Annotated in this window: 17 protein-coding genes; 2 read left to right on the forward strand and 15 right to left on the reverse strand. The window is 65.1% G+C overall.

Going from position 1 to position 16,214, the window contains the following annotated elements:
- Positions 1 to 19 precede the first annotated feature (19 nt).
- Positions 20 to 616, forward strand: a complete 597-nt coding sequence (locus EJV47_RS26875) for a class I SAM-dependent DNA methyltransferase (RefSeq protein WP_126696307.1) — start codon at positions 20 to 22, stop codon at positions 614 to 616.
- Here EJV47_RS26875 and EJV47_RS26880 read toward each other — a convergent pair.
- The 9 genes from EJV47_RS26880 to EJV47_RS26920 all read right to left on the reverse strand — a co-directional run bounded on the left by EJV47_RS26880 (position 533) and on the right by EJV47_RS26920 (position 8,225).
- Positions 533 to 1,810: a glycosyltransferase family 2 protein gene (locus EJV47_RS26880; protein ID WP_126696308.1), complete on the reverse strand. Its 1,278-nt coding sequence runs from the start codon at positions 1,808 to 1,810 to the stop codon at positions 533 to 535. The genes EJV47_RS26875 and EJV47_RS26880 overlap by 84 nt on opposite strands.
- 109 nt (positions 1,811 to 1,919) lie before the next feature.
- Positions 1,920 to 3,092: a BamA/TamA family outer membrane protein gene (locus EJV47_RS26885; protein ID WP_126696309.1), complete on the reverse strand. Its 1,173-nt coding sequence runs from the start codon at positions 3,090 to 3,092 to the stop codon at positions 1,920 to 1,922.
- Between the two features lie 206 nt (positions 3,093 to 3,298).
- Positions 3,299 to 4,504 (reverse strand): BamA/TamA family outer membrane protein, encoded by a 1,206-nt coding sequence (locus EJV47_RS26890; protein ID WP_126696310.1) that lies wholly within the window; start codon positions 4,502 to 4,504, stop codon positions 3,299 to 3,301.
- A gap of 143 nt (positions 4,505 to 4,647) precedes the next feature.
- Entirely contained in the window at positions 4,648 to 5,544 is an 897-nt protein-coding gene (locus EJV47_RS26895; RefSeq protein WP_243651331.1) for a geranylgeranylglycerol-phosphate geranylgeranyltransferase, read from the reverse strand.
- Between the two features lie 160 nt (positions 5,545 to 5,704).
- Complete coding sequence (locus EJV47_RS26900) at positions 5,705 to 5,899, reverse strand: cold-shock protein (RefSeq protein WP_126696312.1); 195 nt, start codon at positions 5,897 to 5,899, stop codon at positions 5,705 to 5,707.
- A gap of 112 nt (positions 5,900 to 6,011) precedes the next feature.
- Positions 6,012 to 6,494, reverse strand: coding sequence for a KdsC family phosphatase (locus EJV47_RS26905; protein WP_126696313.1), 483 nt, complete (start codon positions 6,492 to 6,494; stop codon positions 6,012 to 6,014).
- A gap of 112 nt (positions 6,495 to 6,606) precedes the next feature.
- The gene (iscX, locus tag EJV47_RS26910) at positions 6,607 to 6,843 is read right to left on the reverse strand and encodes a Fe-S cluster assembly protein IscX (RefSeq protein WP_126696314.1); all 237 of its coding nucleotides are present in this window, start codon (positions 6,841 to 6,843) and stop codon (positions 6,607 to 6,609) included.
- 133 nt (positions 6,844 to 6,976) lie between these two features.
- Complete coding sequence (locus EJV47_RS26915) at positions 6,977 to 7,309, reverse strand: 2Fe-2S iron-sulfur cluster-binding protein (RefSeq protein ID WP_126696315.1); 333 nt, start codon at positions 7,307 to 7,309, stop codon at positions 6,977 to 6,979.
- Positions 7,310 to 7,406: 97 nt separating this feature from the next.
- Positions 7,407 to 8,225 carry a Rossmann-like and DUF2520 domain-containing protein gene (locus EJV47_RS26920; RefSeq protein WP_165903952.1) on the reverse strand — a complete coding sequence of 273 codons (819 nt, stop codon included), beginning with the start codon at positions 8,223 to 8,225 and terminating at the stop codon, positions 7,407 to 7,409.
- Positions 8,226 to 8,431: 206 nt separating this feature from the next.
- Between EJV47_RS26920 and EJV47_RS26925 the strand changes: the two genes are divergently transcribed.
- Positions 8,432 to 9,481: a T9SS type A sorting domain-containing protein gene (locus tag EJV47_RS26925; protein ID WP_126696317.1), complete on the forward strand. Its 1,050-nt coding sequence runs from the start codon at positions 8,432 to 8,434 to the stop codon at positions 9,479 to 9,481.
- Between the two features lie 92 nt (positions 9,482 to 9,573).
- On the opposite strand, the gene ccsA is transcribed toward EJV47_RS26925, so the two are convergent.
- The 6 genes from ccsA to EJV47_RS26955 all read right to left on the reverse strand — a co-directional run bounded on the left by ccsA (position 9,574) and on the right by EJV47_RS26955 (position 16,173).
- Entirely contained in the window at positions 9,574 to 12,153 is a 2,580-nt protein-coding gene (ccsA, locus tag EJV47_RS26930) for a cytochrome c biogenesis protein CcsA (protein ID WP_165903953.1), read from the reverse strand.
- Between the two features lie 118 nt (positions 12,154 to 12,271).
- Positions 12,272 to 12,697, reverse strand: a complete 426-nt coding sequence (locus EJV47_RS26935) for a cytochrome c maturation protein CcmE domain-containing protein (protein WP_126696319.1) — start codon at positions 12,695 to 12,697, stop codon at positions 12,272 to 12,274.
- 109 nt (positions 12,698 to 12,806) lie between these two features.
- Positions 12,807 to 13,058 carry a CcmD family protein gene (locus tag EJV47_RS26940; RefSeq protein ID WP_207896011.1) on the reverse strand — a complete coding sequence of 84 codons (252 nt, stop codon included), beginning with the start codon at positions 13,056 to 13,058 and terminating at the stop codon, positions 12,807 to 12,809.
- Positions 13,039 to 13,710 (reverse strand): cytochrome c biogenesis protein, encoded by a 672-nt coding sequence (locus tag EJV47_RS26945; protein WP_126696320.1) that lies wholly within the window; start codon positions 13,708 to 13,710, stop codon positions 13,039 to 13,041. Before EJV47_RS26945 ends, EJV47_RS26940 begins: the two co-directional genes overlap by 20 nt.
- Positions 13,711 to 13,809: 99 nt before the next feature.
- Positions 13,810 to 14,442 (reverse strand): heme exporter protein CcmB, encoded by a 633-nt coding sequence (locus tag EJV47_RS26950; protein WP_126696334.1) that lies wholly within the window; start codon positions 14,440 to 14,442, stop codon positions 13,810 to 13,812.
- Positions 14,443 to 14,628: 186 nt separating this feature from the next.
- Complete coding sequence (locus EJV47_RS26955; RefSeq protein ID WP_126696321.1) at positions 14,629 to 16,173, reverse strand: T9SS type A sorting domain-containing protein; 1,545 nt, start codon at positions 16,171 to 16,173, stop codon at positions 14,629 to 14,631.
- Between the last annotated feature and the right edge of the window lie 41 nt (positions 16,174 to 16,214).

Below are 16,214 nucleotides of genomic sequence, written 5' to 3' on the forward strand. Positions count from 1 at the left end.
CTTTCCCGCTCCGCTATCTATGAATCCTAACCAGCCCCATACCCTCGGCCCGGAGTATTTCGACGAGGTGTACCGCGCCAATGCAGACCCCTGGAACTTCGAAACCAGCCCTTACGAGCACGCCAAGTACACCGATACCCTGGCCGCACTGCCCGATGAGCACTACCCCCACGCCTTCGAAATCGGTTGCTCCCTGGGGGTGCTGACGGCCCGACTGGCCCCACGCTGCGGGCACCTGCTTAGCGTGGACGTCTCGGAGGCGGCCCTGTCGGTGGCCCGGCGGCGTTGCGCAGCCCTACCGCAGGTGGAGCTGCGCCGCCTGCTGGTGCCCACGGAGTTTCCCGATGGGCAATTTGAGCTGGTGCTGGTGTCGGAGGTGGGCTACTACTGGGATGCGCCCACGCTGCAGCAGGCCGCCGACCGCATCGTCGGGGCCCTGCCGCCGGGCGGGCAGCTGCTGCTGGTGCACTGGACGCCTCTGGTACACGATTACCCCCTCACCGGCGACGAAGTGCACGAGTATTTCCTCGGCTTAAGCGGGCCGGGCGGTGCTTTGCGCCACCTGCACGGCCACCGGGCGGAAACGTACCGGCTCGATTTGCTGGCCCGCCGCTGAGGCTTCGGCGGCCGCCAGCAGGCTCCGCAGCTCGGCAGCAGCGGCAACCAGCGGCAACGCGGGCCAGCGCTGCGCCCAGGCCGCCACGGCTGCCGGCCGCAACGCCTCCCACAGCGTTCCGAACGTAGCGGCGGTGCGCAGCTGCCGCAGCAGTGCGGCTGGTGAAGCGGCCAGCGCCGCGGCCAGGGGCAGCAGCTCGGCCCACTCCACCGCGCCCGGCCCGGTTTGGGGCCGTTGCCAGAGGGCCCGCAGCCAGCGCCGCGCCTGCCACTCGGCGGCCAGGCGGCGCGGGTGTTCCGCCTGCGGCTCCCGGCCCGCGGCGGCATCCTCGGTCCAGACGCGCAGCTGCCACGACAAGCCCACCGCCACCCGCCCCTGCTGCCGGGCCGAGGTGTGCACCCGCACCAATGGGCTGTGACGCAGGCGCAAATCGTGGCGCCGCAGCAGTTGCCACAGGGCTTCATCTTCCAGAAACGGCACCACCGGCAGGCCGCCCACGCGCTGGTAGGCTTCCACCGTCAGGGCCAGGCTGCCGCCAAAGTGCTGGTGGTGGCGCGGCCAGGGGTCGGCGGCGCAGGGGTCGAGCAGGTGCTCCAGGCGGGCCAGGTGCAGGCGGTGCACGGCGTCGCGCAGGTGCAGGCGGCGGCTGGGGCAGCAACGGGCCGCCGGGGCCTCGGGCAGGATGCGGCCGCCCACGGCGTCGGCACCGGCGGCAAACTCGGCTTGCAGCGCGGCCAGCCAAGTAGGCGCCACGCGGGTATCGGCGTCGGTGGAGGCGATGATGCCACGGGGGCGGCGGGCCAGCGTCAGGCGGCGGGCGGCTTCGTCCATGAGCAGGCGCCGGGCGCGGCCCACGTGGGCTTCGGCGGCGGGCAGGGTGGCTTCGAGCACGTGCAGGCGCAGCTGCGGGTGCTGCTGGCCCCAGGCCCGAGCCGCGGCGGCCGTATGGTCGGAGCAGTTGTTGGCCAGCACGATGACTTCGTAGCTCTCGGGCGGGATGGGCCGGCCGGCCGCGTCGATTTGCGCGGCCAGGGCTGCCAGCGTGGCGGGCAGGTTTTCGGCTTCGTCTTTGGCGGGGATGATAACGCAGATATCCAGCGCAGAGGCCGGCGCGGTGGCAACCGACGGCCGGTCGGCCAGCGGACCGGCCTGTTCGGCGGACCCGTGGAAACGGTAAGGAAGCGGCAACTTCATACCGGCCGTACGCGCCGCAAGCTCGACAGGGTACGTCAGCTGGGCAGTAGCAGCAAAAATCCGTATTTACCGCTAGGCAGCCCGCCGGCCCCCCACCCCATCGGCGACCTTAAAAGGCTTCGTTGAAGGCGAAATACAGCCCGCTCGACTGCCCCGAGCCTACGGCGTAATCGACGCGGATGGCGAGGCGGTCGGCGCGGTTGACGGCCACGCGCAGGCCGGCGCCGCCGGCCACGTTGAACTGCCCCGGCCGGAACTGGCTGAGCTGGTCGCGCACCTGCCCGGCAGCTCCGAACACGGTGCCGCCGATGCGCCAGAACAGCTGCTGGCGCAGCTCGAGCTGGGCGGCCACCATCTGCCGGTCGCGGAAACGACCTTCGTAGATGCCGCGCATCATCTTCTCGCCGCCGAGGTTGGCCAGCTCCCGGAAGGGCACGTGGCCGCCGGCGTTGAACTGCATCTGCAGCTGCCCGGCCAGGATGGTGCGGTCGGAGTTCTTGCGCAGGGGGCGGAAGTGGCGCGCATCGAGCAGGAAGCGGGTGAAGCCGTAGTCGCTGCCGAGGTACTTGCCCATGACCAGGGCACTGGCTTCGAGGTAGCTACCGCGGTAGGTGCTCAGCACGTTGTCGCGGCTGTCGTAGAGGAAAATCGGGCCCAGACCGGAGGTAATGGTGGTTTGCCGCTCGCGCGCATCGCGCAACAGCAGCAGGTTGGGCCGGGTACGGTCGTCGGTGGAGTCGTCGTCGAGGCGGATGTGGTGCAGGTCGGTGAGGCGGAAGCTCAGGCCGGCGAAGGTGTGCGGGCGCAGCTTCTTGAGTACCCGCTGCGTGACGATGACCACCTTGTAGGAAATGTCGCTCTTCTCCGCTTTGCGGGTATCGTTGCCGGTGCCGTAGTAGTAATAGGGAAAGTTGAAGTAGAAAGCCTCGCCGCTCAGGATGTATTTTTCCTGCGGGGTGAAGATGTTGTAGGTCAGCGAAAGGCTGGACTGCTTGCGCTGGGTGTAGTAGCCCAGCAGGCGGGCGTTGGAGCTGCGCGTGGTGGTATCCGGCCCGAAGCGCCACACCGGCAGCACGGCCGCCCCGTAGGCCAGGCCTGTTTCGGGCTGCGAAAACACGATGGGCAGGGCCGCCACCTTCACCCGCTTGGGCTTGCGCGGGGGCTTGGGCGCGGGCACGGCGGCGGGCGTTTCGGCGGCGGTGGGCGGTGGGGTGGTCTGGGCCTGAGCGGCAGCGGCCAGCAGCAGGCCACTCAGGGCGAAGAAGGATAAGCGACGACGCATCGGTAAACAACAGCAGCCGCCCAACTTGGACGGCTGCTAAATGTACCAGATTGTTGCACAGATTATCCTATCGGCGGGCGCCAAATGCCGCGGTAAGCTGACTTTATCCCACCGCAGACCGGTGGCACAGAACCCAGGCCAGCGCGGCGCCAGCTGTGATAAGGCGGTTTTTTTTCAGACGTTAGCCGGTGCGGCAGTGAGCCGGCTCAGAACGCCTCGTTGACGCCGAAATACAGCCCCGAGCTGCCGCCCGAGCCCACGCCGTAGTCGAAGCGGATGTTGATCCGGTCGCGACGGTTGAACTGGAAGCGTACCCCGGCCCCGCCGGCCACGTTGAACTTGGAGCCGAAGTCGTCGAGGTGCGAGGCCACCTGGCCCGCGCCCACGAAGCCGGCCACGTTGATGCGCCAGAACAGGTGGTGGCGGATTTCCGTCTGGGCCGCAATCAGCTGCCGGTCGCGGAAGCGGCCCTCGTAGATGCCCCGCAGCAGGCTGATGCCGCCCAGGTTGGCCAGCTCCCGGAAGGGCACCGAGCCGTTGTGAAACTGCGTGTACACCTGCGAGGCCCAGATGGTGCGGTTCGAGCCCAGGGGCTGGTAGTGGCGCGCATCGAGGGTGTAGCGGCTGAAGGTGTAGTCGCTGCCGAGGCCCTTCACGTTGAACAGCCCCTGCACGTCGAGGTAGTTGCCGTGGTAAGTGCTCAGGATGTTGTCGCGGCTGTCGTGCACGATGGCCGGCCCCAGGCCCGAAATGGTGGTGTTCTGCCGCTGCCGCTCGTCGAGCAGCAGCAGCTGGTTGATGCCGTCGTCCTCGTTGTCCAGGGGCTTATCGGCCTTGATGCTGCGCGCGTCGGTGAGGCGGTAGGTCAGGCCCGCAAACCAGTGCCGGCGGAAGCTCTTGAGCCCGCGCTGCTGAATGATGAGCAGCTTGTAGCTGATTTCGCTTTCGTTGTCGATATCGGTGTTGTTGCCGATGCCGTAGAAGAAAATCGGGTAGTCGTAGAACTGAATGTCGCCGCTGACCAGGTACCGCTCCTGCCGGGTAAAGATGGTGTGCGAAATCTGCAGGTTCAGCTGCTTTTTCTGCGAGTACCAGCCCCCGAAGCGGCCGTTGGACTTGCGCACGGTGGTGTCGCGGCCGTGGCGCCAGGTGGGCAGGAAGGTCACCCCGGCCGCGGCGCCGGTTTCGGGCTCGTAAAAGAGCACCGGGGCGGGAATAAAGCTGGGCTTGTCGTTCGGGTCCTTGGGCGGCCGCGTATCAGCCGGGTTCTGGGCGGTGGGCCGGTTATCGAGCGTCACCTGGTCGACCTTCGGCACGTCGCCGGGCGGGGTGGTCGGGTTATCCTGGGCATGGGTGTAAGTGGGCCGGGCCAGCAGGCCCAAGGCCAGTAGCAATAGTAAGCGGGGCTTCATAAACAGGTTGGTGAGGAGGCCGCTGCGGAAGCGTCCCGAGGCCGGTACAGGCCGGTCTTCAGGTCGGGCAACGCTCCGCTAACGGCCGGCCCCGCCCCACGGTTGCCCCGACAGTAAAACCTGCTATCTTGCCTGCTTACAATTTAGCGCCCCAGCACCAGCATCGACAGCACCCCGGCCAGCATAATCAGCTTGCAGAGCATGCTAAGGCGGGCAAAATCGCGGCGGCGGTCGGCGCGCAGCAGCTGCCGACCCAGCAGCACCGAAGGGGCCAGCACCGTGCCCAGCAGCCACAGGGCCAGGCGCCACTGGCCCTGCTGAAAACCGGCCAGCACCCCGCCGCTGAGCAGCCCGATCATGACCAGCAGAAACAGCCCGGCCACCCACTTGCTGCGCGCCACCCCCAGCACGATGGGCAGGGTGCGGCAGTCGTGCTGCGCGTCGCCGCGCATGTCCTCGATGTCCTTCACGATTTCGCGCACCACCGTGAGCAGGAACGCGGCCAGCGCGTAGGCCCACACCGCCGCCGAGCCGGTGCGGCGCAACATCTCGGGCAGCAGCACCGAGGCCGCCGTCAGGGCCCCGATGCTGAGGTTGCCCACCAGCGGCAGGCGCTTGAAGCGGGCCGAGTAGCCCCACAGCAGCAGCGCCGCCCCCACGGTAACCAGGCCCACCAGCTTGCTCAGCACCCCGGCTACCACAATGCCCTCGAACGACAGCACCAAGTGGGCCAGCATGGCCGAGCGCCGCCCCACGGCCTGGCCCACCACCAGCGTACCCGGCCGGTTGATGGCGTCGATTTTGACGTCGTAGTAGTCGTTGATGATGTAGCCGCCGGCGGCTACGCACAGCGTGGCCAGCACCAGCAGCAGGAAGCGCACGTCGAGCAGGGCGGCCAGGGGCTGCTCGGGCGCCAGCAGACAGGCCTGCACCAGCGTGAGCGTCAGGGCCATGATGAGCAGGTTGGGCAGGCGCACCAGCCGGGCCAGGTGTAGCCAGCGGGCTGCCAGCCCGGCCCCAGCCGCCGAAGAATCGCGCACGGAAGTAGACATAGATAAGCGCAGTACCGGGCCCAGCGCCCGCGCCGCCCGGCAAAGCTACGGCCCGGGCCGGGCCGGCGCGCCTACGGGCCGAAAAAAGCCCCGGCTGCGGCGCAGCAGGGGCTTTTGCAACAAAAGAGAATCGGTAGTAGCAGTGTCCTCAGACTTTCTTCACGTTTACGGCGTTGACGCCCTTGCGGCCTTCGCGCGTCTCGAACTCCACGCGGTCGTGCTGCTGCACCTGGGTGCCATTCAGGCCGGTGATGTGCACGAAGAAGTCTTCCTTGGTTGCCTCGTCCGTAATGAAGCCGTAGCCCTTGGCTTCATTAAAGAATTTGACGGTTCCTGTTTTCATTGGTAAGCGGAATGGAGAAAGGTGAACAAAATGTCCGGTAAATGTACCGGAATATCGCACACTTGCAAGTTCCCGCCAGCCAAGGTGTTGTGAACTAATTGTGAACCGCCCGCTACCAGCGGCCCTGGGCTTTCAGCACGGCCTCGATCAGCTCGCGCGCGGCGCCGCGGCCGCCGGGCAACTGGCTCACGTACTGACTAATGGCGCGCACGTCGGTGGCCGCGTCGGCGGGGCAGGCGGCCAGCCGGCAGCGCTGCATCACCTCCAGGTCGGGCATGTCGTCGCCCATGTAGGCCACGCGGGCCGCATCGAGGCCGCAGGCGCCGAACACCTTGAGCTTGTCGTCGACGCCAAGGTAGATTTCCGTCACGTCCAAGGACTGCAGGCGGCGGCGCACGCCTTCTTCCTCGCGGCCCGAGATGATGATGACCCGGTAGCCGCGGCGCAGCGCGTGCCGGATGGCGTACCCGTCGCGGATGTGGAAGGTGCGCGCCTGCTCGCCGGTGCTCAGGGCCAGCAGCGTGCCGTCGGTCAGCACCCCATCCACGTCGAACACGAAGGCCTCGATGGCGGAAAAGTCGATTTCAGGTGACATGTGACAGGTAACACGTGACAGGTTGTGGGTGACAAGTAGCAGGTGACACGTGACAGGTTCTTCGTTCTCACCTGTCACGCGTCACCTGCTACTTGTGACGTGTCACCCGGAATTATTGATTATCCCGCCACTCGTACACCCACTTGGCCTGGATTTGCTCCAGGTGGCCTTCGTTGGCCTGTTCGCGGGTGCCCTCGAAGTTGGGCAGGCTCAGCACCCAGTCCAGCAAATCGGTGAAGCGGATGCGGTAGATTTTGGCTTCGGTGAAGTCGTCGCCAAACTTCTCGTACAAGGCCATGGCAATGTCCTCATGGTCCGGCCAGTTCATCGGCGGCTCGAAGTGGGTCATATCTTCTGAATGTGAGAAATGTGGATGAATGTGATGAAATGTGGAGAATGAGCTGATGTGCCAGCAATCAGGCCGAGGGCCGGACCGCATTCCGCACATTACTTACATTCAATCACATTCCGCACATTAAAACTTAGTGGCCCAGGAAGTCTTGTTTGGGAATTTCGATGACGAGGTTTTCGGTGGCGGACTGAATGACGCACTGGCAGGCCAGGCGGGAGTTCAGGCGCGGGTTGACGGCGCGGTCAATGAAGTCTTCTTCCTTGTCGCTGATTTCGGGCAGCTCGTCGCCGCCCTGCTGCACGTACACATGGCAGGTGCTGCAGCCGCAGACGCCGCCGCAGTTGTGCTGCAGCTGAATGCCGTTGTTCAGGGCCACGTCCAGCACCGACTCGCCCTCCGCGGCCACGTGGGTTTGTTCGGGCTGCCCGTCCGAAAACTTGAAGGTGATATTGACGGCTTTCACGAAGGTGGGAGGCTTGCGGGTATGAAAATGAGGCGCAAAGGTAGGCACGCCGCCGCATAAAGCCTGAACCCCACCCGGATGTTTGCCGCAACGGCCATTAAACCTGCGGCTGCGCGCTATTCGTCTCGGCCGCCGTGGCCTGAATGCTGGCCGTGAGCTGGGCGTACAAGGCCTGCCAGCGCGGGTGCGCAGCCAGCGCGGCCGTGTGCGCGGCAATGGTGGCCGCGTCGTGGCGGATGGCCGGGCCGGTTTGCACCGTGAAGGGCGGGTGGTGCAGAGCTTTGTCCACGGTTTCGCGCACCAGGGGCGTGAGCAGGCCGGCCGGCAGGTGGGCTTCGGTGAGCAGGGCATCGGCCAGGCCCAGCAGGTGATTGGTGAAGTTGCTGGCAAATACGGCGGCCACGTGCAGCTGCCGGCGCTGGGCCGTGGCCACGGGCAGCACGCGCTGGCTGAGCGAGGAGGCCACGGCCGTGAGCGTGGCCAAGCCGTCGGCGTCGGCGGCTTCCAGCAGCAGGGGCACGGCGGGCCAGGCGATGGCGCGGCCGGGGCTGAAGGTCTGCAGCGGGTAGAACACGCCCCCCCGCAGCTCGGGCCGGGCCTCGAACAACGCCAGCGGCAGGGTGCCGGACGTATGGGCCACCAGGGCGCCGGCGGGCCAGCGGGCGGCGGCCAGCACCTGGGGCGCGGCGTCGTCGGGCACGGCCAGCAGGTAGAGGTCGGCGGCGGGGGCCTGGGTGAGGTCGGGCGCGGGGCCGCTGAGGGCCACGGCCCCGAGCGGGGCGGCCAGCGCGGCGGCCGAAGCGGCCTGCCGGCTCCACACGGCCACAATTGGGTAGCCGGCCCGGGCCAGGGCGGGGCCCAGCTGGCCAGCGACGCGGCCGGCGCCGAGCAGCACGATGCGAGGGTTAATGGGCATGTAGCGGACCTCGAAAAAGGAAGGACGGCCGAAATTTCGCTTTTTGTGGCCGCAATGCCGGTCAACGCCGGCTTGTTTTGCCCCGCCGTCGTCGGTATCGGCAATCCGTACGTAGTGAAATCGGTACCGGCTTCTAGCTAGCTGTTTGTTCACTGGCATTGGCTCCAGCTCTGCCTCAGCCCCAACCCCTCACCATTTCCAGCTTTATGAAAGCACTCTACTCCCCTCTTCTGCATCGCGGCTGGCTGACCGGCCTGGGCCTGTTGGCTGGCATGCTTACGGCGCAGGCCCAGAACCTGAATTTCGGTACTGGCTCGGCCGCTATGAGCACCGGCACCTTCACCAGCCTGGGTACCACCGGCACGGCCATCGTGGTGGGCGACGACGACGACGACAACTCGGCGGCTCAGAACATCGGCTTCACCTTCGGCTACAACGGCCAGGCGTTTACCCAGTTCGTGCTGAACACCAACGGCGCCCTGAAGCTGGGCAGCACTCCGCCCAGCGCTGACTTCGAATACTTCGAGGCGTCGACCGACCCGGACGACGTCAATATGCTGTTTCCCTTCCACGTCGACTTGGTTGCCGCCTCGGCCACAACCAGCTTCCGTTCCGCTACCACCGGCACAGCTCCCAACCGCGTCTGCACCATTGAGTGGTCGGGTATGCGGGAGTATTTCCCGGCTGGTTCGGCCACGCAGTTCACCAACTTCAGCTTCCAGGTGAAGCTGTATGAAACCACCAACGCCATCGAATTCGTGTACGGCCCCGCCACCGCCGGCACGCCTGACGTCGGCTTTGCCGCCGTGGGCCTGAAGGGTTCGGGCCCCGCCGCCGGGCAGGTGCTGCTGGCCACCAAGCCGGAAACCGCGGCGGCTACCACGGCCACCTTCCAGACCACCAACTACACCACCCAGGCCTTCGATTATACCACTACCACTCTGCCGGCGCCCGGTTTCACGTTCCGCTTCACGCCCACGGTCACGGCCTTGCAGGATGCGCAGCTGGCCCGGGCCATCAGCGTGTTCCCCAATCCTTCGGCCGGCAGCTTTACGCTGAAGGTGCAGGCCGCCGGCGCGCAGCAGAGCCTGCAGGTGGAGGTGCTGAACCAGCTCGGCCAGCGCGTGTACGCCACCACGGCCCGCGACAATTTCCGCACCGAGCTGAACCTGGAGCAGCTGGCCGCCGGCATGTACCAGCTTAAAGTCTCGCGCGGCAATGGCTTTGCGGTAAGCCGGATCAGCATCCAGAAGTAAGCCCGCGGCGCTGCTTTGCCCCCAACGACAACGGGCGGCCCGCGTGGTGCGGGCCGCCCGTTTGGCTTCTTGAGCAGCGAAGGTGAAGGTATTTAGGCCACCTGCGCCCGTTTGGCGCCCAGTGGCACCTTGGCGGCGGGGGCGGCCTTGGGCTTGCGCCCGCGCTGCACCACGGCTATGCCGAAGCCCAGGCCCATGAGCAGGGTGCCGCTCCAGAGCAGGTTGATGAAGGGCTTCTCCATGGCTTTCAGGATAACGTAGTCCTTCTGGGTGGTGCTTACGCCAAAGGTGAACTTGCCCTGCTGCGGGTCGATGTTGTCGAGGGTGATGCGCAGGCCCAGGTCTTCCACTTCGTCGGCCACGCGGCCCACCATGCCGTTCTTGACCAGGAACACCGGGTGTACGTGGTACTGGCGGCCTTTTTCGCCGTACACGATGATGTCGCCCTGCACGGCAATGTCGTCCTTGGCGAGGCCCAGACCGGCGGTGTTATGCGCGGCCTCGGCGTTTTTGAACACGGCGAAGTAGTCGTTCAGGAACAGCGTGTCGTTCATGGCCACCACGAACTGCTTGGCCTCCGACCAGTCCTTTTCCTTGTTCGGATCGGGCACCGACGACACGTGCGAGTACACGTCATGGTCCCAGAACAGCTTGATGTCGGGCGAGGCCAGCAGGCCGCCCATTTCCTCGTTGGCCTGGGCCCGCGGGAACAGCACGAACTCCTTGCCGGTCTTCGTGTCCTTGTAGTTGACGCGGTAGTACGTGTCCTCGGGGCGCACTTCCAGCGTGTCGCCGGACTTGTAGTAGGTCTTCTCCCCTACCTTGATTTCGCCGCGGGCAATGGCCTTATACTCGTCGTTGGCTACCGGGAACAGCAGCTCCTTGTTCACGTACTCCGGCACGCCGGGCACGTCGAAATACTGCCCGGTGTAGGTTAGCTCGTACTTGCCCATTTTGGCCGCGTCGTTGCGCCAGAGCAGCACGTTGTCGCGGTTCAGCTCCTCCGAAAACTCCCGCGAGTACAGCAGGCCGGAGGTGTTCTGCGAAATAATCTTGGAGTAGCCGGCCGAAGCCAGGATGCCAATCAGCATCAGCGCAATGCCGATGTGCGACACGGCCCCGCCCGAGAGGCGCACCCCGCGGCGCACGAGCTGAATGAGCATGCTCACGTTGGCCAGCAGCCCGAACAGGCCGGTGGTCAGCAGGGCAATGTAGGGCAAGGACATCTGCTTGTCGCCGTTCTGGCGCACCAGCAGAATCACCAGGCTGGCTCCGAGCAAAGTCAGGATGGCCGGAATGGTGAAGGTGGCGCTGACGGTTTCTTTGTCGTTGCGCTGCCACCAGAGCAGCTGGGCAATACCCGACAGCAGGGCCACGAACACGCCCAGCCAGAGCTGAATCTTGGTGTAGTGGGCAATCTGGTCGGCGGGCAGGGCTAGGTTCGACTTCACCCCGAAAAAGCCCACCAGCGCGTTGTACACCGGAATGCTGGTGGTGACGAGCACTTGGAAGGCGCCCAGGCACAGCACCGTGGCGCCGATGAACACCCACAGCTCGGGGTGGTACATGGTCAGCTCCTTTTCCGACACCGGAATCTGCTTCCAGCGCCACACCAGCAGCCCGATGCTCAGCACCACGAAAGCCAGCAGGTAAATCAGCAGCTGCCCAGACAGGCCCAGGTCGGTGAAGGAGTGCACGGAGGCGTTGCCGAGCACGCCCGAGCGGGTGAGGAAGGTAGCGTAGAGCACCAGCAGGAAAGTGGCTACGACCAGGCTAAAGGCAGTGCGCAGGCCGGTTTTGCCGCGCTGCCAGAGCACCAGCGCGTGCAGGGCCGCCACCAGCACCAGCCACGGGATGTACACGGCGTTTTCCACCGGGTCCCAGTTCCAGTAGCCGCCGAAGTTCAGCGTCTCGTAGGCCCAGTAGGCGCCCATCATGATGCCCACGCCCAGAATGCCGCCCCCGACAAGGCTCCAGCGGATAGCCGGCTGCACCCAGTTGGTGAGCTGGCCTTTCCACAGGCCGGCAATGGCGTAGGCGAAAGGCACCAGCGTGAGGGCGAAGCCCAGGAACAGCGTGGGCGGGTGAATCACCATCCAGTAGTTCTGCAGCAGCGGGTTCAGGCCGGTACCGTCCTGGGGTACGAAGTCGGGGTTGAGCTTGTACACCGGCAGATCAGGCATGAACTCCTTCATCAGGATGAAGGGCGAGGAGCCCAGCTTCAGGCTGCCCAGCATCACGCCCAGAATCATGGAGGTGAGGAACAGCTGCACGAAGGCAAACACGGCCATAACCGGCGCCTCCCACTGCTTGGCCCCGCGAATCAGCCAGAAGCCGATGAGCACGTGCCAGAAAATCCAGAGCAAAAACGAGCCTTCCTGCCCTTCCCAGAAGCAGGAAATCATGTAGTACACCGGCAGGTGGTTGCTGCTGTGCGACCAGGCGTAGTAGTACTCGTAGCGGTGCCCGTGAATGATGCCGAACAAGGCCACGATAACCCCGATAACCGCCACCCCGTGCACGATGAAGGCGCCCCGGCCCAGCCGCTGCCACGAAGCATCCGCCTCGCCCAGCGCCCGGCCGCGCGCCGCCATGAAATATCCCAACGCCGACACCACCGCCGCCACGAAAGCCACGATGACGCCCAAATGTCCCCAGTCCCCTATGTTCATGTCTTCCAATTAAAAATTGAGAATTAAAAATTAAAAATTGAAGACTGTACTCCGGCCAACCGCTTCCCAGCGTAGCCAAGGCACATTTTTAATTCTTCATTTTTAATTTTTAATTGATTTACCGCGCGGCGGTGGCGCCCTTCACGTCCTTCTCCACGTACTTCGACGGGCACTTGAGCAGGATTTTGTCGGCCACAAACACGTTGTTGCGCATGTTGCCGGTAATCACCACTTGCTCCGACTTCTCGAAGTCCTGGGGCTTGGGGTTGAAATACACCACTTGCTGCTGCACCTTGTTGGTGTCCACCAACATGAAAGTGAAGTAGTTCGGGTCGACGGTGGGGTTGTACTGCATGCCCACGATGTTCTTCTGGGCGTCGTGGGGCAGGCGGCCTACCACGTGCACTTTGCGCAGGTCACCGTCGGCGGCCAGCTCTTTGGCTTCGCCGAAGGACACGTACACCGAGGCGTCGCTGGCGGTGGCCATGACGACGCTGATGGCAATGGCAATAACGACCAGGGCCAGTAGATGTGTTTTTTTCATGGTGCTTACGGCGACTCTCGCCGGAGAAATCGGACCAACCGCCCGGCAGTCAGCCCATTGAAACAACCACGAAGGGCGGAAAAAATCCGGCCCCTCGAAATGATTTTTGTTAGTCGCGTACTTCCCGCTCCAGGCGGCCTACTTTCCGGTCGATGCTGAACAGGTAAGCCAGCAGGCCGACGAGGACGATGAGGATGACGCCCACCACCACGTAGATTTTGCCGTCCTGGCGCATGGTATCGGCCATTTCGGGGCCCGCCGCGGCGGTTTGCTGGGCCAGGGCCGGCAGCAGTGGCAGTAGCAGAGCCGCCAGGGCCAGTAGCAGGCGGCGGGCGGCGCGGTTAAGCCAGTTGTTTTTCATACAGCTTTTGTTTGACGAGGGCCAGGCGCACGGTCACTTCGGTAATCCAGACGCCGAGCAGCGTCCAGGCAAAAACGGCGGGGTAGAATACCGGCCGCATGAACTTGGCCTGGTCGTAGTAGTTGAAACCGGGGTTGCCGCCCGCACCGGGGTGCAGGGAATCGGTGAGGCGGGGCAGGATGAACAGCAGCGGAATGGCCGCGCAGAAGGCAAAAATGTTGTACACCGCCCCGATGCGGGCACTTTGCTGCTCGTCGGCAATGGAGGAGCGCAGCACCAGGTAGGCGCAGTAAATGAGCATGGCCACGGCGGCCCCGTTCAGGCGCGGGTCGGGCGTCCACCAGGTGCCCCAGGTGTAGCGCGCCCACAGGCTGCCCGTGGCCAGGCCCAGCAGCCCCATCACCACCCCCGTGCGCGCCGACTCGTAGGCCAGCACGTCGAGGCGGTACGAGGGCCGCAGCAGGTAGCGGATGGAGTTGACGAGCGAGGCGGTGAAGATGATGGTCATGCCGAACCACATCGGCACGTGGAAGTACAGGTTGCGGATGGTTTCGTTCAGAATGGCCAGCCGCGGCACCGGCCCCAGCAGGCCCATCACCACGGTGTAGACCAGCAGAACCACCGTCAGCACTTTCCACCAGGCGTTTTTCATTCTTTTTTGGGTGACAGGTAACAAGTGACAGGTGACAAGTTTGGCAAACCAAGGTGGCAACGTGTTCAGCTTGTCACGTGTCACCTGTTACTTGTCACCCTAAGTGCGCCACAAAAAGGGGTACAACAGGTAAGACACGGCCACCACCAGCAGGTTCATGCCCAAGAGCATGTACACCGGCTGCGGCGAGGCATCGAGGCCGTCCAGGGCGTTTTTGGCGGCCTTGATGAGTTGCAGCAGGATGGGAATGACCACCGGGAAGCCCAGCACCGGCATCAGGGTATTGCTGTTGGCCGCTTTGGCCGCAATGCCCGAAATCAGCGTCAGGGCCGAGGCAAAGCCCAGCGCCCCCACCACCACCACCAGCAGGAAGCGCGGCATGTCCTGCACCGGGTTGCCCAGCACCAGGGAATAGGCCCCAAAGGCCAGCAGCCCCAGCAGCAGCAGCAGCAGGGCGTTGTAGCCGATCTTGGCCAGAATCACGGCCTCGGGCCGGACCAGCGTGTAGTAGTAGAGCAGGCGGCCCCGGCTTTCCTGCAGGAAACTCTTGGCTACGGCGTTGGTGGCCGAAAACAGCAGGATAATCCACAGCAGCGCGTTCCAGGCCGGGGCCGGCAGCTGCCCGCCGCGCACGAAGCTCAGGTAGCAGACGTAGACGGTGCTGCCCACGTACAGCAGCATGCCGTTGAGGGCGGCGCGCTGCCGCCATTCCAGGCGGAAGTCCTTCTGCATCAGGTACCAAATCTCGCGTAACAGCTGCACGGCCGGTCGGTGGGTTTGCGGGACTGCAAAGATACAACCCAGTCGCCGGAAAGGGGGTGTTGCGGCTTGAATATGTGGTACTCAGCCGCCCCAAAAGCGGCGAGCCGGCCCCCAGAAGAGGCCGGCTCGCTCAAATATGTCAGGCTACAGGCGGGGCTATTCCACCAGCAGGCGGCCCGTGGCGGTGCGCCCACCCTGCTCTACGCGGTACAGATACAGCCCCTGGCCCAAGCCGTTGACTGACAGCACCGCGCGCCCGTCGGCGGTGGCGCTGAGCTGCTGGCGTACGGTGCGGCCCTGCGCATCGAGCAAGGTAACGGCCAGCGGGCCGGCGGCCGGGGCCTGCAGCGTCACGCGGGTGCGGGCCGGGTTGGGATACACCTCCAGGGCCAGGGGCCGGGCGCCGCGCACGGCCAGCGGGCCGGTGGCACGGAAGGGGTTGTAGTCGACGAAGCCGAAGGTGGCGTCATCGGTTTTGTGGGTGATGCGCGCCTCCACGTCGGCGGCCAGGGCCGAGCCCCACCAGTTGTTTTCAGCCCGAATGGTGTCGGTGGTGACGTTGTTGTTGTACAGCTCGTAAATCGTGCCGCCGTTGCCGTTGCCCAGAAACTGGTTGAAGCCGCGGTTGGTGGTGTCGGCCGAGGCCAGGTTGCCGAAGCTGATGCGCGGCCCCCCGGCGGCCGTCGTGCTCGATTTGATGACGGTCACGCCCCAGAGGTTGCCGCGGATGATGTTGCGCGACACCACGCCCACCTGCGACTGTACCCCGCTGAAGCTCATGCCGCTGCCGCTGGTCAGGGCATTGGAGTTGGTATTGTTGTCCTCAATGAGGTTCTGGGTGATGTAGGCGTTGAAGTTCGAGCCGATGACCGTCAGCCCGTAGCGGTTGTTGCGGATAACGTTGCGCCGCATCAGCACCTGCGTCACGCCGCCCCCGCCCAGCAGGTTCGACACGCCAATGCCGCCGCCCATGTTGGTGGCCGCGCCGCCGCCCACAATCAGGTTGCGCTCAATCTGCACCTGCTGGCCGGCGGTGCCCGGGCCCAGGTTGATCTGCGGGTAGTTGCCGTTGTCGGTGTTGTTGACCAGGAAGCGGCTGTCGACGATGATGGGCGAGGTGGTAATGTTGGCCGGCGAAATAATGGCCGAGCGGGCGTTGCGCACGAAGCGGCAGTTCTGCACCAGCGCCCGGTTGCCCGAGAGGCTCAGCGCCCCGTTGCTGATGCTGCGGGTGGTACCGTTGACGTTCAGCGTGGCCACGTTGCGCCGCAGCGTGCAGTCGATGAGCTGGATATCGGCCCCGATGACGCGCAGGCCGGTGCCGTACTCCACCACCGTGCGCCGCAGCCGCGAGCCGCCAGCCGTGCTGGAAAACCACATGCTGTGCCAGGGCGCGGCCGTATTCTGGGCCATGAATTTCACCGTGTCGGGCGGATTAATCAGCAGCGTGCCGTCGATGTACACCAGGGCCAGCGCGGCCACGCGGATGGTTTCGTTGGTGGTGATGCTGAGCGTATCGGTGGCAGCCAGCCGGATGGTGTCGTTGATGCGCCACTCGGTGCCCGACTGGGCCACGTAGGCGGCGCCGGCGGCCGTGCTTAGCTGGGCCAGCGTAAAGCGCCGGCCGGTGCCGGGCGTCTGGTACTGGGCCTGGGCCGCCGCGGCTAGCAGCAGCAGCGCGAACAGTAGGAGTTTTTTCATGACAACGGGTGTGTGTTGGGCGTGGGTAGTACGCAAAGAAC

This window comes from Hymenobacter gummosus, assembly GCF_003970915.1.
GTDB classification, from domain to species: domain Bacteria; phylum Bacteroidota; class Bacteroidia; order Cytophagales; family Hymenobacteraceae; genus Solirubrum; species Solirubrum gummosum.